Below are 22,724 nucleotides of genomic sequence, written 5' to 3'. Positions count from 1 at the left end.
CGCGGATCTGGCATCAGTACAGATTTGGCAATTATGTTTTGTTGAGCGAGCCAACTGTATGGGCACTAATCTTGGCTTTGTCGTGAAAGTAATGGTGATTTCTGCATTGGTCGCGATCGCCATCCGATTTGTAGGACGCACGTTAGTCGTGCAAGCCACTCCTGAAACTGTACTATTCGTCGTATTGTTTCCCAGCTTTGCTTTGGCAATGGCTTTAGGTTGGCGAGCTTGGCAGCAGCGATCGCTGTCTTGAAATTCAAACTTATCTGATTGCCGAACTTAAACGGCAGTTGTGCTCTGTAGATCCTGGTTTTGGTAAATTCTGGCTCGACAACCCTTTTATGCGAACGATTGCTGAAATTAACGACAAAATTAGCCGACAAGCTGCTGTGGTTTGCACAGCGGAAGAAGTCAAAGCCAGAGTCGCAGAAGTTGGGGTGGCACAAACAGCGAAAACCGTGGATGTCGTCACAACAGGTACGTTTGAGCCAATGGAGTCGTCGGGAGCCATCCTTAACCTGGGCCATACCGATCCCCCGATCAAAATTCGGCAATGCTGGCTAGATGGAGTCTTGGCTTATTCAGGATTTGGCGCAGTTGACCTCTATTTAGGCGCAACGCAAGTTGTTGATTACCCTGGCATGTCAGAAGCGGCCGACGGAGAAGAAAACCGTGAAAGAGGTGGAGGACACGTCATTGAAGATTTGATTGCGGGTAAACCTGTGCAACTGAGAGCCTTAGGACAAGTCACAGATTGTTACCCACGGGCTGCTTTTGAGACGACGATTACCCGTGACACCATCAACCAGTTTTACTTGTTTAATCCTCGCAATCTATACCAGAACTTTATTGTGGGGGTGAATGGGGGCGATCGCCCGCTCTTTACGTATCTAGGCCCTTTGCAGCCTAGGCTAGGAAATGCAGTTTATTCCAACCCAGGAGCCATTTCACCGCTTCTGAATGACCCAGATTTACAACTGATTGGCATTGGTTCTCGGATTTTTCTAGGGGGTGGCACTGGCTATATTGCTTGGGAAGGCACGCAACACTTTCCTTTGCAAAAGCGCTTGCCTAACCGGGCTCCCATCGGTCCTGCGGCTACATTAGCTTTAATTGGGGATGCCAAACAAATGGATTCGCGCTGGGTCAGAGGTTGCTATTTTAAGAACTATGGCCCTTCGCTCATGATAGGAGTTGGCGTGCCCTTGCCTGTCCTGCATGAAGAAGTCATTGCTCGCTGTGCCGTCCAGGATAGGGATTTGGTCGCACCCATCGTCGATTTCTCAATTCCTCGTCGAGTCCGTCCTACCTTTGGGTTGATTAGCTACGCCCAACTCAAATCGGGGCGAATTACGATTGATGGTAAGCCTGTCCGGGTGGCTTCCTTGGCCAGCATCTTTTTGTCGCGTCAGGTTGCTGTTGAGCTGAAGCAATGGATTGAAGCAGGAAAATTCTTGCTCAGTGAATCAGTGGCTCCTATTCCGCAAGACCGGGCTTTTATGCCCCAAAATTTGTGGGGTTCTCAGGTAAGCCTGGATTAACTGAGATCAGCTCACAAAGAAACAAGGGGAGACATTGTCTCCCCTTTCAACCTACTGTTGCAAAAAAATTAACTTTATTCAGGTTGTGCGTCTGAACTGTCCTTCCGCTTTACTGGCTTAGGCAAGGGTGCCTTTCTGACGGGTGCTACTCCAGCGCTACCTCCAGCATTAGCGACTGGACGAGTACTCGGACGGCTCGGACGCTGCCCATCTCTGGGTCTTCTGCCACCCACACCGCCTGCTCTGGGCCGCTCGTGCGCTTGGCGTTTGCGCGGAGGCAACAGACCAATAGAGGTGCCATCACGGATCACTAAAACATCGCCTTGACGATAGGCATTTAAATCCCAGAAGTGGCCAACTGCCTTACCCGTTAAATTACCCTGAAGTAATAGCTTAAAAGTTTTCTCCTCATCTGCATCTTTGCGGGGAGACTGTCTAATTTTGACAATAATTCGCTCCTCATCGAGAGCTTGATAAATTACCTCACCCCGAATGGAAAAATAGCCATCTTCGTGATCAGAAGAAGCCGAGACTTCGGGGGTGCCTGCCTCGGTTGGTTCCTCGGTAGCGGGTTGAGGGGTGCCTTCATCAGCCTGATTTAATTTTTCTGGCTCCCAAACTCCCACAATTTGGGCGTGTAAGTTTGCCTCTTTTTCCCTTGTACGTGGATACACAACCCAGAGGTGCTCTTGCTCTAGATCTAAATGCTTTCTCACCAAGCTCATCACCCGACCTAACAGCACAGCATCAATAGCGGTGCCATCAGAGGTGACTAGATTGCCGCGAGTAAAGTGGTCTGGCGATGCAACGTATCGTCCTCGAATTAAGCCAATGGCCCGGTACTGCTTGGGTTCGCTTGGGGGAGGGATGGGTTGTTGCCGCATAACTGATGCCTGCTCGGATAGTTCGTCACCCTCGCTACGGGAGACTGGGTCTTCAGAACTTTTGATCCCAAGGGCTACAGGAGCAGCCGGTGGGGTCAGTTCTGCTGCATTCACAGTTGAAGCTAATTCTGACGTCATTTCAGATAGTTGATCTGCTGGAGTCTGTAAAGGGGTGGGAGCAGGAGATGAACTTGAAGTCTGCTCATGGGCAAAGTCTGAACCCAAGTTGGAGGTTGGGTCAGAAGCAGGCGAAGCCTGATGAGATGATACAGACTCAGGGGGCTTATGGGGCCGCTTGGGAGAGGAACTCATAGATGTTGTTTGCAGACAGGAGGCATGATTGCATCAGTCTGCTTATTTTACTGAATGCAATCACTCTACGGACCGATCCGCAAAGTTTCTGCAATCTTTAATTGGAATTAGTGATTTAGGCAACCCGTGCGTAAATTCTCGCAGTCTGTAGAAACGTATTGCACATAACTTTTGCTCTAAAGCCGATCAAGGGAGTTCTTAGAGGATGAGTTCAATTCTGTCAAGGTGTTTTTCTAGGATAAAAGAAAACTTTAAAGCTTAATATTTGATGCGATCGCTTTATCTACCGAGTTAGCCAGTGGAGATTAAGCAAGATTATTTTTGAACTGCAATGAGCTCAGCAGGAAGTGCGATCAGGGTGGGAACCCCAGCTATTGAGAACCGCTCTGCACTAAAGTAAATAGCTTAGGGGTCGGGCTACGCTGGCTGAAAGCAGAGGTCTGACCCGGAGACCGTTAAAATGTTCGTAGAGTTCAAGGCAGTTGTGTGACTGAGAAGCGGCGTCGCTGGATCGTTAATGTTGTGCTAATTCTGGCAGTCGTTGCCTTTGTCGGCTTTTCTCTGTTCCCGCTCCTAGGGGATGCTTTTAAGGCCGAGCAATCTGGTGGTGAGCCAACTCCCTCCTCGGCTCAAGCCACGCCTACCGCGAAGCAAGAGGAATTGAAAGCTCAGGCGAAAGGGTATGAACTCGTTTTGCAGCGAGAGCCAGACAACCAAACCGCTCTCCGGGGTTTAGTGGAGGCACGACTACAACTGCAAGATATTAAAGGCGTGGTTGAGCCTTTAGAAAAGCTGGCCAAGCTGAATCCTGACCAAACCCGCTATGGGGTGTTGCTGGCTCAAGCGAAGCAGTACGCGGGCGATCGCGAAGGTGCGGCAGAATCCTATCGCACTATTTTGACCGCGAAACCGGGAGATATGATAGCGCTGCAAGGCTTGGTGGGTTTGCTGATTGAGCAAAAACGGCCTGAAGCTGCTGTGGGCTTACTGCAAGATACTCTCAAAACAGCCAATGAAACCAACCAGGTAAAGCCAGGAAGCGTAGATGTGCCCTCTGTCCAGTTGTTACTAGGCCAGGTATACGCGGAGCAGAAGCGCTACGACGAGGCGATCACAATCTATGACGAAGCGATTAAGAGTAGCGGCAAAGATTTTCGTCCAGTTTTAGCTAAAGCCCTTGTTTTCAAGCAGCAAGGTAAGGATGAGGCTGCTAAACCCCTGTTTAATTCCGCGATCAGCCTAGCTCCCGCTGAGTACAAAGACCAAATTAACCAATTGGCAAGCGGTAAACCACCAACGCCACCCACAACCGCCCCGACCACTGCTCCAAGTCAAGTACCTGCTAGCCCACCAGCAGATCAACCTTCGCCAGCGGCACCTTAGGCCGCTAAGGATGAGGGATGAAGGTTATCAGGAATGAGGAGCCAGAAATTAGCAGTCAAGAAAGTGAGCCTCTCGTAAATGCCTTACGTCGGACTCTCTGGCTTCTGATTCCTCACGTCTGACTTCTCATTCCTAATGGCTACCTTCTAACCAAGCCACTCCTGCGAAAATCAGGAATAGCAAACCACCTATTGCGGTCATGACTCGCTCGGAGATCCGCTGACAGACCAGGCGGCCACTAAATACAGCGATCGCCGCGCAAATGGCGTGACCCAGAATTGCCCCTAAAGTGATCCCAATGGGGTTGTTGGCGGCAGACAGAAAAATAGTGGCAAATTGCGTGCGATCGCCCCACTCTGCGACGAAAGTCAGTGTGAATGCTTCAATGCAAATCGCTAACCAAGTTTGGTGTTGAGGTGATTTTGCTTCCGCTTCTTCAACCACATTCATGGCTTCTTTCGCTTCATCTCCGGTGTTCTCGGCAGGCATTTGCTGCGCGTCATACAGCAGCTTCAGCCCAAAGGCAGCGAGTAGAACGACTTCCAAGTAGTGCATCAGCGCCTTAGGAAACAGGGAAACCGTTTGCCCCAACAGCACAGATAAAACAGTCATGAGGGCAAGCGCTAAAACTGCACCCGTAAAGACCCACCGACGGGGGTGACGCATCGCTAAGATTGCGGCGATGAAGAAAGTTTTGTCTCCTAATTCGGAAACCGTAATTAGCGATAACCCAGCAGTAAAGGCTGTCAGCACTGACTCAAGCTCCTCAAACGTCTCTAGCCTTGAGGTGGCTTAAGTAGAGCAAAAGACCCCACCAAGCTCACCTCAGATGTGAACTTAGTGAAGGTCTCGCTTCCAAGTAATCTAAAAACTTGTCACCTGAACCAGGCTCATCGCCAGTATGTTGATTCAGATGGGCTAGCTGTTCTGCGCTAGCAGCTACTCCCCTTCAAACTATGAGTAATTATACATGGATTTACGAGTTTTGCGATCGCCCTCTTAAACTACGCCAAGCCCTTGAAGCAGGAACAAGCAGTTGTAAACGAGCTGACCGCTGCGGAAAACTGTTCGTTACGTTCCATCAACCCCATGTGACCCGCAGGGCGGAGGAACTTCAATTCGGCGTTGGGAATGTGGCTGCTCATGTATTCGTGAGCGGCAGGTACGGTGGCGATGTCTGCATGACCCGCAATCACTAGCGTCGGCACAGCAACGGTGGGTAGCGTGGCTCTCTCGTCGTAGCGCAACATCGCCAGCACCCCTCTGGCTAAAATGCCTGGTTGAGCAATCAGTCCCAGAATAGTAGAGAAGTTGAGTTGCCCTCGTGTTTCTCGCCCGGTAAAGCCAGAAATTTCAGTAGTGATGTGCATGGAACCGTTGAGGTAGCTCAAGCCACTGATTAACCAAAACAGTGGCGATAACCAAATCGTCAAGTGCAACAGTGGCTCCATTAAAGGTTTCTGGAGTGCTTGTAACAGGCGACTCAGAATTGCGGTCTTGAGAGGGTTGGTATAGGTCGTGTCCACCAAGACAAGGCCAGCGACGCGATCGCGCAACTCCTGTGAAAACAAGCGACAAAAGGTGAGGATAATCATGCCACCCATGCTGTGTCCCAGGAGAATGGCTGGCTTGTCTCCTACCATTGCCAACACTGCCTCTAAATCACTGGCATATTTTTCGATGGAGTAATCTTCGTTTTGCGGCTTTTTAGATTTACCTAAACCAGGTAAGTCCCAAACGATTAAGCGGAAGCGATCGCTCAGTTGCCGCTTAGCGTAGTACCAAACGGTGCTGTTCGGTCCCCAACCGTGGGTGAAGATAATCGGTTGAGCATCGGCTGGGCCGTAAAACTCGACATGAATTTCGCTGCCATCCGGTCGGGGAATCTTACGAACCTCTTTACTGCGAATGGCTTTAGGTTCATCCTTGCCAGAACGGCGGAAGAGGATGAGTGGTAGGAAACCCACAAAGGACCAAAGCGTCATGACCCAGCCAGAAATTAACCAAGCCCGTGAGATTAAATCCCCCTCATACCATTCGTGCAGGATGTAGATGCCGCCGCCTAGTAACGCGATCGAAAATATTCCTGCCAGCCACCGAAACACAAAATCGAGGGGCGTGAATAGCATGATTAACCTCTTGGCTCCGACTCCTATAACCCATGTCTTACGACATTGAGAAGTAGGTTAGAAGAAACGCCTCAACTTCAGCAACCACCAGAGGTTAGAAACTTTGCTCAGCAATCAGCAAACCACAAATTCTGTGCTAGAACGTATTGGTCAGATTTTAGACTTCTTATTGAAGCAGCAAGGGAACAGCGGTTAGAGCAGCACTAATGAGCTTTCGAGCAACTTTTTTTACAAAGGTTGGCTTCCATCCCCACCTATTAACCTCTTACGGCGACTTTACATTGACAGGCCCAAACGTTGATCGTCTCAAACCTCTGCCAGGTAAGCTGAGGCATGTTGTTTGCGACCCAGCAACGGAACAGCTTTACGGATTGTCTACACATCAAGTATTTCAGGTCAGCCTTGAAAATAAGACGGCTACTGAAATGAAACTAACAGACAATGTACCGAGATTGAGCTGGCCGTGTGGAATTGCCTTTGATACCAAACGTCAACGCCTCATTGTCGTCAGTGGTTACATGTATGAGTACTTGCCAGCAACTCAGCAGTGGGCTGTTGTCACAGATATGCAGAATATCAATCTAGCGGCGCTGACTTACGAGCCTAAAGAAGATCGTTTCTATGGCATACTCAAGCACCACAGTAGTTCAAGCCAACTAATGATTGCACAATACAATGCAGAAGGCGCGCTGCTTGAAGCTATCGACATTTCTCATGATTTAATCTCCAAAGTTTTGAGTAAGTATGCACGAGACTCTTCCGTGCAATTGTTCATAGTCGAGAATGACTTAGTTATCTTGACCAGTGATCACATGCTTGTAGTCAATCCAACCTCAAAAATAGTTGAGCTTACGTGGGAGAGGTACAAGCCAGTTTCTGAAGACAACGTAGAGGAACCCAATTAATCTGATTTTCTGCTTCTTTTAATCTTGCGATCGCTATTGATTCATTGCATCAATAAAAAAATAAGGTGAGCATGGCCCACCTTAAAATTTCAAATTACGAACTACGAATTAATTAAGCGCTGTCTCGCTCACGCTTCTTATTCGCTTTTTCAGCACGGGCTTCGGCTTCGGCCATGACGGTTGCCATTTGTTCCACCATTTCTCCAGGGTGGTTTTCTAGAACTTTCGTGGAGAGAGACACACGACCTTGAGTCGCATCTAGGTCTACAATCATGGCTTGGATGGGTTGCCCTACCTCGAATAGAGAGGGCAGGGACTCGATGAAGCGATTGCTGACTTGGTTGATGTGGAGCAGACCCGTGGTGCCGCTGAAGTCTACAAACACGCCAAACGGCTTGATGCTGGTGACTTTGCCTTCGATCAGTTGACCTACTTCCAGATTGCTCATGCTAGCTGCACGAGTCGCCATCCGGTTAGAGAGGATGAGTTTGTTACGGTTGGGGTCAACTTCTAGGAAGCTCGCGGTGAGAGTTTGGCCTTTGAGGGCTTCCAGGTCGTTACGCTCTACTAAATGCGATCGCGGAATAAAGCCACGCAACCCGCGCACATCCACAGTGACGCCACCCTTGTTGGTGCCTGTGACCCGCACCTGGACCGACTGGCTGCTATTTTGCAAGTCAGCGACTTCTTCCCAAATTCGATTCATCTCCAAGCGACGACGAGACAACGTGACTTGACCGTCAGCATCCTGGTCGCGAATAATGACAAATTCTTGCTCTTCATTGAGCGGCAAAACTGCGGATAAATCTGTAACCCGTCTCAAGGCAGCTTCTTCAGTCGGCACAAAGGCGAGAGATTTACCACCAATGTCCACATAAGCGCCATTCGCTTCATAGTTGAACACTTTTCCTCGCACAACTTGACCGGATTGAAACCCATAGTCATGTTGTTCTAAGGCTCTCGCAAAATCATCCATCGAGAAGGACGGAGTAGCTTGAGAACGGGGCGATTTTGAAGTCATATGAGATTGAACAGTGAAAATAATGAGATGAACTGAGGCGATAATGCTCAGTACCACTTGCTCTAAGGTATCGCGCTCAGATGCAACTGAAAGCTTTCCGTCAGGACTCTTCATGAAGCAAGGGCAACGGCAGAGGCAGAGTGGATTTTCTCACTATAGTCAATTCCTACGCAGTTCAGGACGGTTGAGAAAAAGTCTATCCTGGGGGTGATAGGCGCTTGAGGCATTTCTGGTGGCTGCTGACTCTGTTTGGATCGTGGGGCCAACCCGTAGCGGTAAAACGGCTTATTTGGTGAATCAGTTTAAGGCTTGGGTGCAAGCGGGGCTAGGAGAAAATCGCGATCGCCCACCCGTCCCCATGAAAGAAGGGCGACCCGTTTCAGAGCGACTTCAGCAATTGATGGTAGAGCGATCGCAACGCTCCCAGATGCAGCAAACTGCTTCCGCAATTTTGGTTTTTGCCGCCACTGGGGACAACCGTTTAGAGTTGGTCGATCGTCTTACCTCCGCAACTCAAGGCGAGTGCCCAATTCAGTCTGCTACGCCAATTGGTTTCTTTCAGGATGAAGTGTTGCTGTTTTGGCCGCTGTTGGTAGAGCAGTTACAAGTGAAAGCGCAGTTTCCTGTCCGACTGCGACCCGAAAATGAGCAAGAATTGGCTACGAGATTGTGGCGATCGCAACTCACGCCTGAAGTGTTGCAACGCTCTGGTGTGGGGGAGTATCGGCTGGTGCGGCGACTGTTGGACTGGTTACAACTGGCGGCTCTGGCGGGTACTGCCACCGAGGATATTCCTGGCATTGTAGAAGTGGGTTTATCTGGGCAAGATTCGGCTTTGTTTGGGGAGTTGTTGTGCCAGTGGCGCAGTTGGTGCTTGGAACGTGGCTTGCTCACCTACGGTTTGCTCTGCGAACTGTACTGGCGCTATCTGTTGCCCAACCTCACCTATCAGCAGCACCTGAGTCGGCGTTATCAAGCAGTTCTAGCCGATGATGTGGATAACTACCCTGCGATCGCGCGGCAGTTGTTTGAATGCTTGCTGGAGCACGGAGCCGTAGGCGCGTTTACCTACAACCCTAAGGGTGGCATCCGTCTGGGTTTGGGTGCTGATCCACAGCATTTAGGTGATTTGGCAACGCGGTGTCGAGTCGTGGAGTTATCTGCAAACGTCAATCCTGGCTTGGCGAATCAGGTGGGGTTGTCTGTGGTGGAAGTTGTCACCGATCCTTTATTTCTCACCCAGCTACCAGAGGCAGTGCAATCGTTACAAACGACTTCTCGCGCGCAGTTGTTGCGGCAGACCGCTCAAGCGATCGTGCAAGCGGTGGGGTCAGGGCAAGCACAACCCCACGAAATTGCCGTGATTGGCCCTGGTGTAGACGCGATCGCCCGTTATACCCTGCGAGAAATCCTGGGCAAACATGGCATCGCAGTTGAATCGATTAATGACCAACGGCCCCTAGCCAGTTCCGCAATGGTGCGAGCCTTACTGACGCTGCTCACCTTGGTCTACCCCAACTTAGGCCGACTGATCAACCGAGACGCTGTAGCCGAAATGCTAGTCGTCCTCAGCCAAACTCCCCACCCTGAAGGGCAAGATTTAGCATCTACCAACTCCAAAACTTCATCCCACCCTACGGGAACGCCAAAGGCGAACATCCTTCATCCCTCCATCGACCCCGTCCGTGCTGGCCTCCTAGCCGATCACTGTTTTGAACCGCACCCGGATTCCCCCCGATTACTTCCTACTACCGAATTCCCCCGCTGGGATCGCTTGGGTTATGAAGCAACTAAGGCTTATGACGAGATTGTGCGGTGGATCGAAACTCAGAAGTTACAGCAAGAACAACACCTAGTTCCAGGGGCGATCGCGATTCTGGACCGCGCCATGCAAAAGTTCTTGTGGAATGGTAGTCACCTGCCCTTCGATCAACTCGCGACTCTCCGAGAACTGATAGAGACCGCCCAGCATTATTGGGAAGTGGATGCGCGACTACGGCAAAGCGAGAATGCCGATACGCCCGCTTCTGTCACGGTTAGCAACTTTATTCAACTGTTGCGCGGTGGTACGATCACAGCCGATCCTTATCCAGTGAGGACTGGGAGGACTGCCAATCAAGCAGTGACTTTGGCAACGATTTTTCAGTACTGCTCCAACCGTTTGTCTCATCGTTGGCAATTCTGGCTAGATGCAGGCTCCCCGCGCTGGCTCACAGGTTCTGAAACTTTGTTTGGCGCACCTTTATTTTTGCGAAGCTGGTCAGGCACGCCTTGGACTGAAGCCGATTCGATGGCCGCTTTAGAGCGACGGTTGCAACGGATTTTGCTGGATTTGTTAGGTCGAGCGGGCGATCGCGTATTTCTCTGCCATAGCGACTTGGCAACCAACGGTCAAGAGCAAATCGGCACGCTGCTGTCGTTGGTGAATGCTTCAGTGCCGATGGTGACAGAACCGATGGTGACAGAGGATGCCCTTATGGCAAGTTCAACCAGCCCTTGATTTCCTGCACTAACCACAAACACTCAGCTCGGCTCAAACCTTCACCAAAAGAATATTCACGCATCCCTGCCTGAATCGTGATTCTGCGGCGAACTTCTGCTCCAGAGGAGATTTTAGATTCGGTGCTATCTTCAAACACATCTTCGATTTCGCCGATACCACCATCCGGTTTTTCCGGGATATAGCCCAGGATTTTTCTGTAGATGACGAAGCAGTGTTTGTCGAAGTAAACGCGGGTTGGGCAAGCAGACGTATAAGTCAAAAACGAGACTGTGAGCGACAGAATTAGGTAGCCAAACGCCCAGTCCCAATAGCCTCGGCTTAGCGCAATTAGAAATGAACAGACAAAAAAGAACAAAGCTAATGACAAGAAGGGCAATGTAAGCCCTGTCCCTCTCGCAGGAATTTCGATTTGCATCTCAGTTTCGGCTTGCCTTAGCTTGACCTGAGTTCCCTCTGGCGCTTTTGCTAGAGGAGCAGTCGGATGCTGGCGCGATCGCTCCTTCGCTCCTTGCAACCCAGATTCCAGCGCAACCAATGCTTCACGAGCGGTACTGAAACGGTTGTCGGGAGCAGGCTCCGTTAAGCGGCCAATCCAGTCGAGCAGATGAGGATTGAGACTAACGCGATCGCGCCATTCCAACCGCAAATCTTTCTGGGGTAAATCGGCGGGAGCAACGCCTGTGACTAAGTGAATCAAAGTGGCTCCCAAGGCATAAAGATCGGAAGCAGGAACTGCACGACCCCCAAACTGCTCTAGAGGCGTGTAACCGTAAGTTCCCACCACGGTAAACGTAGAGCCTTCCGTCGCCGCTCGATCTTGCACCGCCCCAAAATCTACTAGATAAATCTCACCATCATCGCCCCAAATAATATTGCTGGGCTTGATGTCTCGGTGCAGCACTGGAGGGCTAAGTTCGTGCAGGTAAATCAACGTTTCCAAAATTGCTGTGGCAATGTCTCGAATCTCTAACTCAGTAAACTTTTCGCTTTGGGTAATTAACTCTTTCAAAGAGACACCCGGAATGTACTCCTCTACCAAGCCAAACCACAGCGGCTTCTTCTCCAAACAAAAGTAATCGAGGTACTGGGGAATACGAGGATAATCTAGCTGTTCGAGGACTTGTGCTTCACGCTCAAACAGTTTCACATGCTCCCACTGAGTTAAGCCTTCAACCGCTAGCAATTTGATAACGACTTGGTTGGCTTCATCGTCTGCTACTGCTAAATCTATGGCTAGCCAGGTCTTTCGGACAGGATGATCGTTGAGTTGGGCTTGGAGTTGATAGCGATCGCAAATCACCTGTCCTGGCTCTAGCATCCTGTTCGAGTACCCTGCTGCTTTTCCTCCAATGTGCCACCTGTTCTTAAGGAATTGCAAATTCTGGTGTGTTTCTCTAATCAGACTCACTAGGATGAACAAAAATCCTCTACAGATCCATGAAAGACCGCGACTACACACTCATCATCGATAAGAGCGGTAGCATGTCTACTCCAGACCAGCGGGGAGGGCGAACCCGGTGGGCAGAAGTGCAAGAATCTACCCTGGCACTAGCGAGAAAGTGTGAGCAATTTGATCCAGATGGCATCACCGTTTATCTGTTCTCTAGCCGTTTCAAGCGTTACGACAACGTCACCTCGGCAAAGGTTGATCAGTTGTTTCTAGAGAACGATCCGTCTGGTACAACCAATCTGGCTTCTGTGTTGCACGATGCCACCAACAGCTATCTCCAACGCAAGCAGGCCAAACAGACAAAGCAGGGAGAGACGATTTTGGTGATTACCGACGGTGAACCAGACGATCGCCGAGCGGTAATGGAAGTGATTGTGAACGCTTCCCGCCAGCTTGAGCGAGACGAAGAATTAGCGATTTCCTTCATCCAGGTGGGCAATGACTCCCAAGCTAGTAAATTTCTCAAAGCCTTGGACGACCAAATGCAAGGCATTGGGGCAAAGTTTGATATCTGCGACACCATTACATTTGATGACATGGCAGATATGAGCCTTGCAGAAGTGCTGACAAACGCAATCCACGATTAAGCAACCTAGGTGAGCTGCACCGGAAGCTTCAACTTTAGCGAAATACAGCTCACTGACGCTCCAAGGCCAACCAGCTCCTAATTTCCTGGGCAATCCAAAGACACTCCATCGTACTTAAACCCAGTCCAAAAGAATAGCACTGAGTCGATGTCTGGATGGTAATTATTTCCTTCCCTACTCTGTCATCCCTTGAAACTTGTACGCTTTGAAACACGTCTAGAATGTCTTTAGAAGAGCCTTGACGTTGCCCAATACAGTCATTTAACACAAATATCTGAACCGAAAACTGGTTTTGGTTAATTACAATGCGCTGGTGAGTGTACACCCTTATTAGGTGAAAACAGAAGAATGCAGCATAAACAAAGCTAATAGAGACAGCAAAAAAACTAAAGCCGATAGAGGCAGGAAAAAAACTAGAACCAAAGACAGCCAACAAAGAAACTAGACTGAAACCTATAAAAATGATTGCGAAATCTTGAGCTTCCGCTCTTGGAGCTTTCCAAAAAGGTTGTTTCTTTGGAGGAATTGCAATCACAAGTTCATGTCTAGACCTCTGAACCTTTACACGAGTCCCTACAGGTGGATGGCCCTTCGAGTTCGCTGTGTGGGTTAGAGTGCTTGAATGGCTCTTCAAATTCGCTGTGTGGGTTAGAGTGCTTGATTTGAGAGCCTCTAGTGCTTGTTGGGCTTGACTAAAGCGCCGCTTGAGAGATAGTTCTACTAGTTTTTCAATCCAACTGACTAAATGAGAACTAGCGTTGGTGCGATCGCGGAACTCAATTGTCAGATCAGACTGAGGCAAATCCGCAGGAGCCACGCCAGTTAACAAATGAACCAGAGTTGCGCCCAAGGCGTATAAATCGGAAGCAGGGACAGTACGACCACCAAACTGCTCCATTGGGGCATAGCCATAGGGGCCCACAACAGTAAATGTTGCCCCCTCTGCTGCGGCTCGATCTTGCACCGCACCAAAGTCTACTAGATAAATGTTTTGATCTTCGCCCCAAATTAAGTTGCTGGGCTTGATGTCGCGATGCAGAACCGGGGGATTGAGTTTGTGCAGGTGAATCAGAATTTGCAGAACTGAAACCGCGATTTTACGAACTTCGGTCTCGGTAAATTTCTTGCCTTGCGTTAGGAGATCCTTGAGCGAGTTACCCTGAATGTAGCTCTGAACCAAGCCAAACCAAAGCGTGCGGTCATCAATGGAAAAAGAATCTCGGTACTTGGGGATGTGGGGGTGATTGACTTGCTTGAGGACTTGAACTTCGCGTTCAAACAGCTTCAAGTCATCCCACTGCATATCCCCGCCAAAGGTGAGGAGCTTGATAATCACAGGCTCTGGGGGCGCTACTTGTAAATCTTCAGCCAGCCAGGTTTGCCGTCCTGCATTCTGCCTTAGTTTTTGTTTGAGTTGGTAGCGCTCCTGAAACACTTAGTCTGCTTGCAACATCTGACGGCAATTGTAAAGCTTGAGAAATTAGCATTCCCAATCTAGCCGCAGATTCGCTGAGTTTGAGAAATGTGAAGGTTTCATACTAGCCAGCAGTTAAAGTTGTCTCAAACAGGCGCAATACCTTCTGCCAAGCGTCTTGAGCAGCTTCTGAGTTGTAGCTTGCCCGTTGATCGCAGAAGAAGCCGTGTTCAGCCTCAGAGTAGCGGAAGACTTGATGCGGAATTTGATGTAACTTGAGAGCGGCTTCGATCTTTTGCACTTGCTCTGGCGGAATGCTGGCATCTTGCTCCCCAAAGAAAGCGTACAGGCTACCTTGAATCTCACCCGTGCGGCTGACTGTAGGTAAGCTACCCCCTGGGGTCATCGTGGCAATACCAGCTCCGTAGAAAGAAGCAGTGGCTTTGATGTCGGGTAGGGTGGCGGCGAGGTAAGCAACGTGACCACCGAAGCAGAAACCAATACAACCAATGCGATCGCCCGCTACATTGGGCAAGCTCTTCAGATAGTTAATCGCGGCTTGAATATCTCCCAAAAGCTCACTGGCTTTGGTTTTGTCTTTGTACTCTCTGCCTACTTGAATGTCTTCTGGCTGGTATCCAGTTTCAAATCCCGGCGCTTGGCGCTGGTACAAAGCAGGGGCGATCGCGACATATCCTTGTTTTGCGATTCGCTCAGTCACGTCCCGAATATGCGAGTTGATGCCAAAAATCTCTTGCAGCACCACAACGCCAGGAAATGTCCCTGCGGCGCTAGGCTGGGCTAAATAAGCTGCGATCTCTAGACCTCCGCTAGAAACCTGAATCTGTTGAGTTTGAATTCCTTGGTCTGCCATATGCCGTTCAAGTTGAGTGAAGCCGCCCTTCAAATTCTAGAGGAAGAAATTTATTTGGCTGAACTCAGTCTAGAAATCTGTGACGATGACAAGCTCATACCATCAGGTGAACCAATATAAGGAAGCGCTGAGGGGCGATCGCAGTTCATACTGGAATGGTTTTGTGAGCACTGGCAAGCAAAACACTTTTTTTCTGAAAATTACGAGCTAGGGCTTGATAAGCTTCGATCATCACTAGCTGTAGACCATCAATTCCTGTATCGGGGCCGCTGGAGGCATTGGCATGATCCAATTTCATATTCAACCGGATAGTGAAATTCCGGCGTCTACCCAACTCTTCAACCAAATTCGCTTCGCGATCGCCTCGCGGCAGTTTCCCCCAGGGCATCGTTTGCCGAGTACCCGTCAGCTCGCTATGCAGACTGGATTGCATCGCAACACGATCAGTAAGGTCTATCGCCAACTGGAAGAAGCGGGGTTTGTAGAGTCTATTGCTGGCTCTGGCATCTACGTGCGGATTCAAGGAGATGAAGGCTCCTCCAAACAGCGATCGCCTTTGCTAGAACAATATCCTCAAGCCCACAAGCTGATTCGGCAAAGTTTGGATGAGCTGCTGAAGCAAGGTAGTTCTTTGAATGAGGCGCGAGAACTATTTTTGGCGGAAGTAGATTGGCGGCTGCGGTGTAGCGCTCGCGTCTTAGTCACGGCTCCTACCCAGGATATTGGGGCAGGTGAACTGATGGTGCGCCAACTCGAGCAAGAGCTGCAAATGCCGGTGCAATTGGTGCCGATGGAGGAACTGGAGCGGACGCTGGCTCAAACTCGCTCTGGAACGGTCGTGACTAGTCGCTACTTTATTGGCGAAGCAGAGGCGATCGCAGGCCCTAAATCGGTGCGGGTGATCCCTGTAGATATCTACGACTACGCCCAGGAAATTCAAGTTATTCAGAAGCTCTCGAAGGATAGTTGCCTAGGCTTAATCAGTCTCAGTTCGGGCATTATCCGCGCCGCTGAAGTCATTATTCACAGTTTGCGAGGAGACGATGTACTGGTGATGACTTCGCAACTCGAGGACACGTACAAGCTCAATGCGATCGTGCGGAGTGCCCAAATTATCATCAGTGACCAAGCCAGTTTTTCGATCGTGAAAGCGACAGTTGCGGCAGCGAGAGAGGATATTATTCGGCCTCCTCAAGTCATCTGTTGTGAGAACTACATCAATACCAAGTCAATTAACTTACTCAAGCGAGAATTGGGCTTGGAATAGTTCATCTTAAAAATTTGTTGGTATTTCTAGCTTGGGAGGGAAGATATTTTTTAATACCAATCAGGGCGATCGCAGGTTAAATCGCAAAAAGTGACTGCTTATGTAACGTCAAAGTGACTGCTTTGTAACAACATATTGCATCCTTTGTCGAAAGATTGAGAAGTTGTCCAAAAGTTGAACCACGAATTAACTTAAGAATTTAAAGGAATACCTAGAGAGACACCATGAATAACATACAGAAATATCGTTTTATCTGTACTCTGACCTTTGGGGATATTTATGGTCAAATTATTGTTTGGTTGATTGTAATTTTCTTAAGTTTGGCCGCAGCTCTGGCTTTGATGGGAGCAAGTCGTCCCGTTTATGCCTTAGCAACGGTAGGTTTAATCCTGGTGTTGTCGTTGCCATTTTTGCTATTTGCTTTCGTCACTACGCTGTTTAATCATATTGAAGTCACGGCTACAGATGCAGCAACCAAACCAGAAACAGCTCCCAACAACATCCCAGCGCAGAGACCCGCTCAGGCTGCTAGCTAAGCTGCCCTTCTTAGAAACTCTTTAGAAAGTTGGTGTCAGCATCACGCTTCTCAGTAGAGAGGTGTGATGCTTTGCTGTGTCTACCTAGCAGCTCTCAATCAAAGATTTCTAAAGAAGTTCTCACCTGCTGGCTAGGAAACTTTGAGTTGCGTCACCATAGTAGAACAAGCGTTTTCCAGCTGGTTCGAGCATGATTGATCATGATGTGATTATTGTTGGGGGCGGTTTGGCTGGCTGTCGAGCTGCCCTTGAAATTATCCGCACTGACCCCAACCTCAGTGTGGCTCTGGTGGCTAAGACCCATCCCATTCGTTCCCACTCGGTAGCGGCTCAAGGTGGCATTGCCGCAACCCTCAAAAATGTGGATAGCAGTGATACTTGGGAAGCTCACGCCTTCGACACAGTCAAGGGCTCCGACTATCTGGCCGATCAGGATGCGGTAGAAATTCTGACCAAAGAAGCGCCAGGGGTAGTGATCGACCTAGAACACATGGGAGTGCTGTTCTCCCGTTTACCCGATGGTCGGATTGCTCAGCGAGCCTTTGGGGGGCATTCTCACAATCGCACTTGTTATGCTGCTGACAAAACGGGTCATGCGATTTTGCATGAACTGGTGACTAATTTGATGCGCTACGGCGTGCACCTTTACGAAGAGTGGTATGTGACTCGCCTGATTTTGGAGGAGGGGCAGGCCAAAGGTGTGGTGATGTACCGCATTGAAGACGGGCAGCTGGAGGTGCTGCGGGCCAAAGCAGTGATGTTCGCCACTGGAGGCTATGGCCGTGTTTACAACACCACCTCCAACGATTTTGCTTCCACCGGAGATGGGTTGGCGATGACGGCGATCGCGGGTCTGCCGTTAGAAGATATGGAGTTTGTCCAGTTCCATCCCACAGGGCTGTATCCAGTGGGCGTGTTGATTTCCGAAGCTGTGCGAGGCGAAGGTGCTTACCTGATCAACAGTGAAGGGGAGCGGTTTATGGCTACCTATGCGCCAAGCCGCATGGAACTGGCTCCACGGGACATCACTTCACGGGCGATCGCGCGAGAAATCCAAGCAGGGCGAGGCGTTCATCGCGATGGCAGTGCTGGGGGGCCATTTGTCTACCTAGACCTCCGCCACATGGGCCAAGAAAAGATCATGAGCCGCATTCCCTTCTGCTGGGAAGAAGCGCATCGCCTGATTGGCATTGACGCGGTCCATGAACCCATGCCTGTGCGGCCTACGATTCATTACTCAATGGGTGGCATTCCCGTCAACACGGAAGGTCAGGTACGCAGTAGTACTGAGGGCTTGGTCGAGAGTTTCTTTGCCGCAGGAGAAACCGCTTGCGTCTCGGTGCATGGCGCTAACCGCTTAGGCAGTAACTCGCTGCTAGAGTGTGTGGTTTTTGGGCGCAAAACTGGAGCAACGATCGCTCAGTATGTGCAAAACCGGAAGCTGCCAGATGTGGAGGAGTCGCGTTACCTGACGGATACCCAAAATCAAATCCAATCTTTGCTTGATCAACCCGGTGAGTACCGCATTAACCAAATTCGGGAAGCCTTTCAAGACTGCATGACCGACTACTGTGGGGTGTTTCGCACCGAGGCTCGGATGCGCGAAGGTCTAGAAAAAGTGCGATCGCTGCAACAACAGTACGGACAAATTTATTTAGATGACAAAGGCAAACTCTGGAATACCGAAATTCTAGAAGCCTTAGAACTCCGCAGCGTCATGACCGTAGGAGAAATGATCATCACGTCAGCCCTATGGCGGCAAGAAAGCCGAGGGGCACATTCGCGAGAAGATTACCCCGAACGAGATGATGCGAATTTCCTCAAGCACACGTTGTCTTACTACTCCCCGGCAGGGGTTGATGTGCGCGATCGCCCTGTGACTATCACAATGTTCCAGCCGCAAGAGCGTAAATATTGAGTTTTCGAAACGAGTTTTCTTAAGAACTTCCTACGTAAGGCGCTACTGTAGCTAGCGAGTTCAATAATACAATTGTTGAACTTCCTCACAGTTGTGAGTTAACTGTGCGATCGCCAGAGAATGATTAGGTTAGTCTGATATGCAAAACGAAGAATATTTATCCTTATTGCGGCAAGGTGTTTCGCAGTGGAACCAGTGGCGAAAAGCAAACCCTGAGATTCAGGTAGATTTAAGCAACTTAGACTTAAGAGAAATTAGTTTGGTTCAAGCCAATCTCAGCTTTGCTAATCTCCAAGGCGCAATTCTAAGAGGAGTAAATTTAAGTGGAGCTATTTTACTCAATAGTGACCTGCGGCAAGCGGATTGCAAACAAGCTAATCTTAACGGTAGCAATTTAGTAAGTGCGAATGCTCAGGACGCTATTTTCACTCAGGCAAAATTTATGGGAGGGACCCTAGTAGACGCAGACTTCACAGGAGCTAGTCTGGAAGAAACCGATTTTAGCGGCGCTGATCTCTCTGGTGCAATTCTGAAGTCTGCTAATTTAAACAAAGCTATTCTTTGTGAAGCTAAATTGCTCAGAACGAATTTAGTGAATGCTTGTTTGACTAAGACAGATTTTAGTTTAACTGACTTAAGAGAAGCTGATCTCAGAGGTGCTGCTGTCAGTCAAGCTGACTTTAGTGATGCCAATTGTCACGGAGCCGATCTGAGTGAAATTGATTTGAGTTCTGCTAACTTTAGCCGAGCTATTTTGCCAGATCCAACCTGCCATCTCTAAGCCCAAAACTTAATATCCGCGATCGCTCGTCTGATTGGTTCAATCTTAGGATGCTTGGTAGTACTTAATCATTGATAAGCAATTACGCTGCTCATCAGTACGAACATAGCTAATTTGATCGGCAATCCGAGCGATTAGCTGTAGCCCTCTACCACTAGAGGCAGTCGGATCAAAGGTTTGCTCGCGACTTTTGAGATTTTGAATTAAGTCAAAAGGTGGTCCAGAATCCCAGACATAAATTTCTAGTTGTTGAGGTGTAATAGTTACCTCAATCTCAACAATTGTGTCAGGCGGTAAGTTGCTATGAGCATGCTTGACCGCATTGGTAAATCCTTCGGCTAAGGCTGTCTGACACTGAATCCAGATTTTTCTAGGAATTGTTGGCTGATGCAACTGCTCGAACCAAAGCAATACTTGATTGAGTTCTGTAAGATTTGTCGTTACCTGAAGGCGATTTTGTGAAGTCACCTGGAACCTAATCTAAATAACTATTACTATAGTGAGCTTAGAAGTTAAATTTCCCTTGAAAAGCTCAAGAAAAATTTAACTCATGCAGTCCCACCGTTTCTTGGCTTTGTCTTACTCAAAGGATGATAAAGCAAAATTTTCAGAGTGGAAACTCAGGTTCATTATATTTTTGATGTACCAGAGTTGTTGTCAGATTGAAGGTAACTAAAGCTTACCCCACCCCTGATTCCTAAAAGTTGCTTCAAAGAAAACAGGGATGGAATAAATAGATGCTACTGCATGAAGCTGCGCTAAGGAGAATATCAGCTTCTTCGCCAAATCTAAGCTAGCTGGCGACCTTTTGCTCGAATGCTTCTCGGTTGGGAAAAATCTCGAACAAACTGTCCATACTGGTTAACTGAAGAATCATTTCAATCTGATCAATAATGGCGCAAAGTGCGAGCCTACCGCCTGCTTCTCGCACGGTTTTCAGGATCATGACTAAAGCCCCTAACCCAGAACTGTCCATAAAGGTAGCTTTTTCACAGTCAATTAAAATTGTTTTTGCACCGGAGGCGATCGCATCACTCACATCTCGCCGAAGCTGATTGCCACTAATGCTATCAATTGATCCAGAAGCTTGAATTACTGTAACTTGAGAGTCCATGATCATCTATCCATTCACGAATCTAGGTTTAAGTGATATTGCTCTCGCTGCTCGAAAGTAGTTAAAGCAATGCTTTAGGGCTTATTCAGGCTGCCAAACGGCTGCACGAATAATGACGAGTAACAGCGCTAGGTTATAAACTGACCACGCTGCGTTGATTAGGTGAACCGCAGGGTCCTCTAATGTGCCTGTCACTAAGCGGTACAGACTCCAAACTATACCAAGTATGGTCAGTACAAAAACAGTTAATTGCGGAATAACGAGCCCTAAATAAATGCCTGCTTGCCGCTGTTTAGGAGTAACTTGAAATCTAATCGGACGGTTGGTGAAGACACTAACCACCGCTTGAATAAACAATGGAAAGAGAGCGATCGCGTACTGTTCAGACCGCCAAATTTCTCTAGCGGGCACGCCCCAACCCGCCACCATAAAGGTGAGGCGATTCAAAATAAATGCTGGGAAAAAGTGTATAGCGAAATCAGGGCCAAAGGATGTGACTGGAATAATGCCTGTGAAAAAGTAGATAATTGGGCAGGCAATAAATATTACAGTCGCAAAACCTGATAGATAGCTATACATGGTTTGGAAATACTGCAATCGCTGCCAGAATGTCAGCCCTGGTTTCGTGAAAGGATTTTCCCGAACCATAACTTGCATGGTTCCTTGAGCCCAACGCAATCGTTGTTTTAACGTGGAACTTAGGTCATCAGGTGCTAATCCTTCTGCCAAAACTTCGTTATGGTAGATCGACTTCCAGCCATTGGCATGCAAGCGCATTGCCGTATTCATGTCTTCGGTGATGCTGTTGCTAGACATCCCACCGACCAAGTCGAAATCGCTTAACTGACGCTCATTCTTGTTGTACTCGTTGAAGAAATGCCGCAGGCCTACATTGACCAGCGCTTCGCGCCGGAGAATAGCATTAGTGCCTGTGTAAAAGGCAGAATTGAGACCATCTTTACCTTGCTGGATGGGACCATAAAATAGATTGGCCCGATGTCCAAAAGGGTCACCTGGCGGGATATTGTAGAAATCCTGAGGCGTTTGAACGAAGGCAATGCGATTACTGTCGTAACGGCCTGTAGCTACGTTGTAAGTGTAGAAGTAGGAAAGTACCCGCTTCAGGAAATGGGGTTTGGGAATATGGTCTGCATCTAAGGTAAGAATGAACTCCCCGGCAGTGCCACCCGCAAAAATAGCGTAGTTAATGTTACCCGCTTTGGCGTAGTGGGGTTTTCCAGCAGGCTTTGGCCGAGCAATGTAGCGGCACCGTAGGACTTCGCTCAGTTCTAGTTCTTTGTGATGCAGCGATTGCTCGGTTTGCTTTTCTTCGGCGGACAGGCGATCGCACAGGCTGGAATGTCCTGGATTCAGCATCAGCGCTAGCTTCTGAAGACTTTGTAACCACCCAAATACTAAGTTGCCCTGATTAATGGTAGATGGATCTTCCAAGAAAGCTTCGGCGGCTTGCGTGTCGGGTTCTAGTTGTTTCAGTTCTTCTAAGCGAGTAGCTAGCTGGACTCGCTCACGACTGAGGCGGGCAACTTCTTCTTGAAGTTGAGGTAGCTGTAAATCTTCTAGAGCCAGACGTTCAGCCATCGCTCGGATCTCTGAAGAGTTGCCATCATCCAGAATGTAAACCCGCAACTTAGTAACGGGATAGTCCATTGCCAGGGCAGCACGAGTAGTTCGCTCTACAATGTCTACCGATTCGTTATAGCAGGTGACAAACACATCTAGGGTGGGCCAACTAGATGCAGGCATCGCCGGAGTCAACTGATCGAGTGACTTCACCTGACGGCTCAGGGGCCGCCAAAGCCCGATCGTAAACATGAGTCCGCCGATGTAGCTGTATATCTCAGCAAGTAGCAGTGGAATCGACAGCCACAGCACATCGAAATTGATCGAGTTGTTGACCCGCCAATACAAGTACCAGGCTCCTAAAATCAGATTGATTTCAGCCAAGTACCGAAACAGAAGGGTTCTCTGCTTTAACCGAGAACGGGTGTTACCAGAAAAATTGGGACTGCCTTCAACGATAGAGATGGGGCTGATCATACGAAACGACTTAGAGATTCCAGGGATGAATGACACCACAGATGGGG

The 22,724-nt window shown here is 49.0% G+C and carries 21 protein-coding genes; 10 read left to right on the top strand and 11 right to left on the bottom strand.

The features are described 5' to 3' along the window. The first annotated feature begins 58 nt into the window (after positions 1–58). Positions 59–253: a hypothetical protein gene (locus tag H6F68_RS01320; protein WP_190431778.1), complete on the top strand. Its 195-nt coding sequence runs from the start codon at positions 59–61 to the stop codon at positions 251–253. Positions 254–341: 88 nt separating this feature from the next. Then, positions 342–1,541 (top strand): homocysteine biosynthesis protein, encoded by a 1,200-nt coding sequence (locus H6F68_RS01315; protein WP_190555912.1) that lies wholly within the window; start codon positions 342–344, stop codon positions 1,539–1,541. Between the two features lie 74 nt (positions 1,542–1,615). Here the strand turns inward: H6F68_RS01315 and H6F68_RS01310 are convergent, their stop codons facing one another. Beyond that, positions 1,616–2,737 (bottom strand): hypothetical protein, encoded by a 1,122-nt coding sequence (locus H6F68_RS01310; protein ID WP_190555910.1) that lies wholly within the window; start codon positions 2,735–2,737, stop codon positions 1,616–1,618. A 486-nt stretch (positions 2,738–3,223) separates the two neighbouring features. On the opposite strand from H6F68_RS01310, the gene H6F68_RS01305 reads away from it, so the two are divergent. After that, positions 3,224–4,120, top strand: coding sequence for a tetratricopeptide repeat protein (locus tag H6F68_RS01305; protein WP_190555908.1), 897 nt, complete (start codon positions 3,224–3,226; stop codon positions 4,118–4,120). A 132-nt stretch (positions 4,121–4,252) separates the two neighbouring features. On the opposite strand, the gene H6F68_RS01300 is transcribed toward H6F68_RS01305, so the two are convergent. Together H6F68_RS01300 and H6F68_RS01295 are read right to left on the bottom strand one after the other, a co-directional pair. Then, on the bottom strand, positions 4,253–4,873 hold the full coding sequence (locus tag H6F68_RS01300; protein ID WP_190431786.1) for a TMEM165/GDT1 family protein: 621 nt from the start codon (positions 4,871–4,873) through the stop codon (positions 4,253–4,255). Positions 4,874–5,124: 251 nt separating this feature from the next. Beyond that, positions 5,125–6,249: an alpha/beta fold hydrolase gene (locus tag H6F68_RS01295; RefSeq protein WP_190555906.1), complete on the bottom strand. Its 1,125-nt coding sequence runs from the start codon at positions 6,247–6,249 to the stop codon at positions 5,125–5,127. A 206-nt stretch (positions 6,250–6,455) separates the two neighbouring features. On the opposite strand from H6F68_RS01295, the gene H6F68_RS01290 reads away from it, so the two are divergent. Further along, the gene (locus H6F68_RS01290; RefSeq protein WP_190555904.1) at positions 6,456–7,154 is read left to right on the top strand and encodes a hypothetical protein; all 699 of its coding nucleotides are present in this window, start codon (positions 6,456–6,458) and stop codon (positions 7,152–7,154) included. Positions 7,155–7,266: 112 nt separating this feature from the next. Here H6F68_RS01290 and H6F68_RS01285 read toward each other — a convergent pair whose 3' ends face one another. Continuing rightward, positions 7,267–8,289 (bottom strand): S1 RNA-binding domain-containing protein, encoded by a 1,023-nt coding sequence (locus tag H6F68_RS01285; protein WP_399312429.1) that lies wholly within the window; start codon positions 8,287–8,289, stop codon positions 7,267–7,269. Between the two features lie 118 nt (positions 8,290–8,407). Between H6F68_RS01285 and H6F68_RS01280 the strand changes: the two genes are divergently transcribed. Continuing rightward, positions 8,408–10,675: a recombinase family protein gene (locus tag H6F68_RS01280; RefSeq protein ID WP_190555902.1), complete on the top strand. Its 2,268-nt coding sequence runs from the start codon at positions 8,408–8,410 to the stop codon at positions 10,673–10,675. On the opposite strand, the gene H6F68_RS01275 is transcribed toward H6F68_RS01280, so the two are convergent. Next, the gene (locus H6F68_RS01275; RefSeq protein ID WP_190555900.1) at positions 10,650–11,996 is read right to left on the bottom strand and encodes a serine/threonine-protein kinase; all 1,347 of its coding nucleotides are present in this window, start codon (positions 11,994–11,996) and stop codon (positions 10,650–10,652) included. The genes H6F68_RS01280 and H6F68_RS01275 overlap by 26 nt on opposite strands. 119 nt (positions 11,997–12,115) lie before the next feature. Here H6F68_RS01275 and H6F68_RS01270 point away from each other — a divergent pair, with 119 nt between their 5' ends. Continuing rightward, on the top strand, positions 12,116–12,715 hold the full coding sequence (locus H6F68_RS01270) for a VWA domain-containing protein (RefSeq protein ID WP_190555898.1): 600 nt from the start codon (positions 12,116–12,118) through the stop codon (positions 12,713–12,715). 49 nt (positions 12,716–12,764) lie between these two features. Here the strand turns inward: H6F68_RS01270 and H6F68_RS01265 are convergent, their stop codons facing one another. The 3 genes from H6F68_RS01265 to H6F68_RS01255 all read right to left on the bottom strand — a co-directional run bounded on the left by H6F68_RS01265 (position 12,765) and on the right by H6F68_RS01255 (position 15,301). Then, the gene (locus H6F68_RS01265; protein ID WP_313929993.1) at positions 12,765–14,150 is read right to left on the bottom strand and encodes a serine/threonine-protein kinase; all 1,386 of its coding nucleotides are present in this window, start codon (positions 14,148–14,150) and stop codon (positions 12,765–12,767) included. Between the two features lie 103 nt (positions 14,151–14,253). Beyond that, positions 14,254–15,003, bottom strand: a complete 750-nt coding sequence (locus H6F68_RS01260; protein WP_190555896.1) for a dienelactone hydrolase family protein — start codon at positions 15,001–15,003, stop codon at positions 14,254–14,256. Between the two features lie 145 nt (positions 15,004–15,148). Further along, positions 15,149–15,301 carry a hypothetical protein gene (locus tag H6F68_RS01255; protein WP_190555894.1) on the bottom strand — a complete coding sequence of 51 codons (153 nt, stop codon included), beginning with the start codon at positions 15,299–15,301 and terminating at the stop codon, positions 15,149–15,151. Between H6F68_RS01255 and H6F68_RS01250 the strand changes: the two genes are divergently transcribed. From H6F68_RS01250 to H6F68_RS01235, 4 genes are all read left to right on the top strand, one after another. Beyond that, positions 15,287–16,270: a GntR family transcriptional regulator gene (locus H6F68_RS01250; RefSeq protein WP_190431801.1), complete on the top strand. Its 984-nt coding sequence runs from the start codon at positions 15,287–15,289 to the stop codon at positions 16,268–16,270. The two genes, H6F68_RS01255 and H6F68_RS01250, sit on opposite strands and share 15 nt — an antisense overlap. Before the next feature lie 224 nt (positions 16,271–16,494). Continuing rightward, positions 16,495–16,806 (top strand): hypothetical protein, encoded by a 312-nt coding sequence (locus tag H6F68_RS01245; RefSeq protein ID WP_190431802.1) that lies wholly within the window; start codon positions 16,495–16,497, stop codon positions 16,804–16,806. A gap of 190 nt (positions 16,807–16,996) precedes the next feature. After that, positions 16,997–18,724, top strand: a complete 1,728-nt coding sequence (locus H6F68_RS01240; protein WP_190555892.1) for a succinate dehydrogenase/fumarate reductase flavoprotein subunit — start codon at positions 16,997–16,999, stop codon at positions 18,722–18,724. A gap of 139 nt (positions 18,725–18,863) precedes the next feature. Next, a complete protein-coding gene (locus H6F68_RS01235) occupies positions 18,864–19,505 on the top strand; it encodes a pentapeptide repeat-containing protein (protein ID WP_190555890.1) in 642 nt (213 codons plus the stop codon). A 45-nt stretch (positions 19,506–19,550) separates the two neighbouring features. Here the strand turns inward: H6F68_RS01235 and H6F68_RS01230 are convergent, their stop codons facing one another. The 3 genes from H6F68_RS01230 to H6F68_RS01220 all read right to left on the bottom strand — a co-directional run bounded on the left by H6F68_RS01230 (position 19,551) and on the right by H6F68_RS01220 (position 22,677). Continuing rightward, positions 19,551–19,973, bottom strand: coding sequence for an anti-sigma regulatory factor (locus H6F68_RS01230; RefSeq protein ID WP_199299849.1), 423 nt, complete (start codon positions 19,971–19,973; stop codon positions 19,551–19,553). A gap of 325 nt (positions 19,974–20,298) precedes the next feature. After that, on the bottom strand, positions 20,299–20,619 hold the full coding sequence (locus tag H6F68_RS01225; protein WP_190555888.1) for an STAS domain-containing protein: 321 nt from the start codon (positions 20,617–20,619) through the stop codon (positions 20,299–20,301). 81 nt (positions 20,620–20,700) lie between these two features. Further along, entirely contained in the window at positions 20,701–22,677 is a 1,977-nt protein-coding gene (locus H6F68_RS01220; RefSeq protein ID WP_190555886.1) for a glycosyltransferase, read from the bottom strand. Between the last annotated feature and the right edge of the window lie 47 nt (positions 22,678–22,724).

Source organism: Trichocoleus sp. FACHB-262, from assembly GCF_014696035.1.
Classification (GTDB): domain Bacteria; phylum Cyanobacteriota; class Cyanobacteriia; order FACHB-46; family FACHB-46; genus Trichocoleus.
This window is presented reverse-complemented; position numbering and strand designations above follow the sequence as displayed.

Excerpts from the sequence above, each read along its gene's own strand:
- H6F68_RS01320 (WP_190431778.1), top strand. The coding sequence starts at position 59 with ATGGGCACTAATCTTGGCTTTGTCGTGAAAGTAATGGTGATTTCTGCA.
- H6F68_RS01315 (WP_190555912.1), top strand. The coding sequence starts at position 342 with ATGCGAACGATTGCTGAAATTAACGACAAAATTAGCCGACAAGCTGCT.
- H6F68_RS01310 (WP_190555910.1), bottom strand. The coding sequence starts at position 2,737 with ATGAGTTCCTCTCCCAAGCGGCCCCATAAGCCCCCTGAGTCTGTATCA.
- H6F68_RS01295 (WP_190555906.1), bottom strand. The coding sequence starts at position 6,249 with ATGCTATTCACGCCCCTCGATTTTGTGTTTCGGTGGCTGGCAGGAATA.
- H6F68_RS01290 (WP_190555904.1), top strand. The coding sequence starts at position 6,456 with ATGAGCTTTCGAGCAACTTTTTTTACAAAGGTTGGCTTCCATCCCCAC.
- H6F68_RS01285 (WP_399312429.1), bottom strand. The coding sequence starts at position 8,289 with ATGAAGAGTCCTGACGGAAAGCTTTCAGTTGCATCTGAGCGCGATACC.
- H6F68_RS01275 (WP_190555900.1), bottom strand. The coding sequence starts at position 11,996 with ATGCTAGAGCCAGGACAGGTGATTTGCGATCGCTATCAACTCCAAGCC.
- H6F68_RS01270 (WP_190555898.1), top strand. The coding sequence starts at position 12,116 with ATGAAAGACCGCGACTACACACTCATCATCGATAAGAGCGGTAGCATG.
- H6F68_RS01260 (WP_190555896.1), bottom strand. The coding sequence starts at position 15,003 with ATGGCAGACCAAGGAATTCAAACTCAACAGATTCAGGTTTCTAGCGGA.
- H6F68_RS01250 (WP_190431801.1), top strand. The coding sequence starts at position 15,287 with ATGATCCAATTTCATATTCAACCGGATAGTGAAATTCCGGCGTCTACC.
- H6F68_RS01255 (WP_190555894.1), bottom strand. The coding sequence starts at position 15,301 with ATGAAATTGGATCATGCCAATGCCTCCAGCGGCCCCGATACAGGAATT.
- H6F68_RS01245 (WP_190431802.1), top strand. The coding sequence starts at position 16,495 with ATGAATAACATACAGAAATATCGTTTTATCTGTACTCTGACCTTTGGG.
- H6F68_RS01240 (WP_190555892.1), top strand. The coding sequence starts at position 16,997 with ATGATTGATCATGATGTGATTATTGTTGGGGGCGGTTTGGCTGGCTGT.
- H6F68_RS01235 (WP_190555890.1), top strand. The coding sequence starts at position 18,864 with ATGCAAAACGAAGAATATTTATCCTTATTGCGGCAAGGTGTTTCGCAG.
- H6F68_RS01225 (WP_190555888.1), bottom strand. The coding sequence starts at position 20,619 with ATGGACTCTCAAGTTACAGTAATTCAAGCTTCTGGATCAATTGATAGC.
- H6F68_RS01220 (WP_190555886.1), bottom strand. The coding sequence starts at position 22,677 with ATGATCAGCCCCATCTCTATCGTTGAAGGCAGTCCCAATTTTTCTGGT.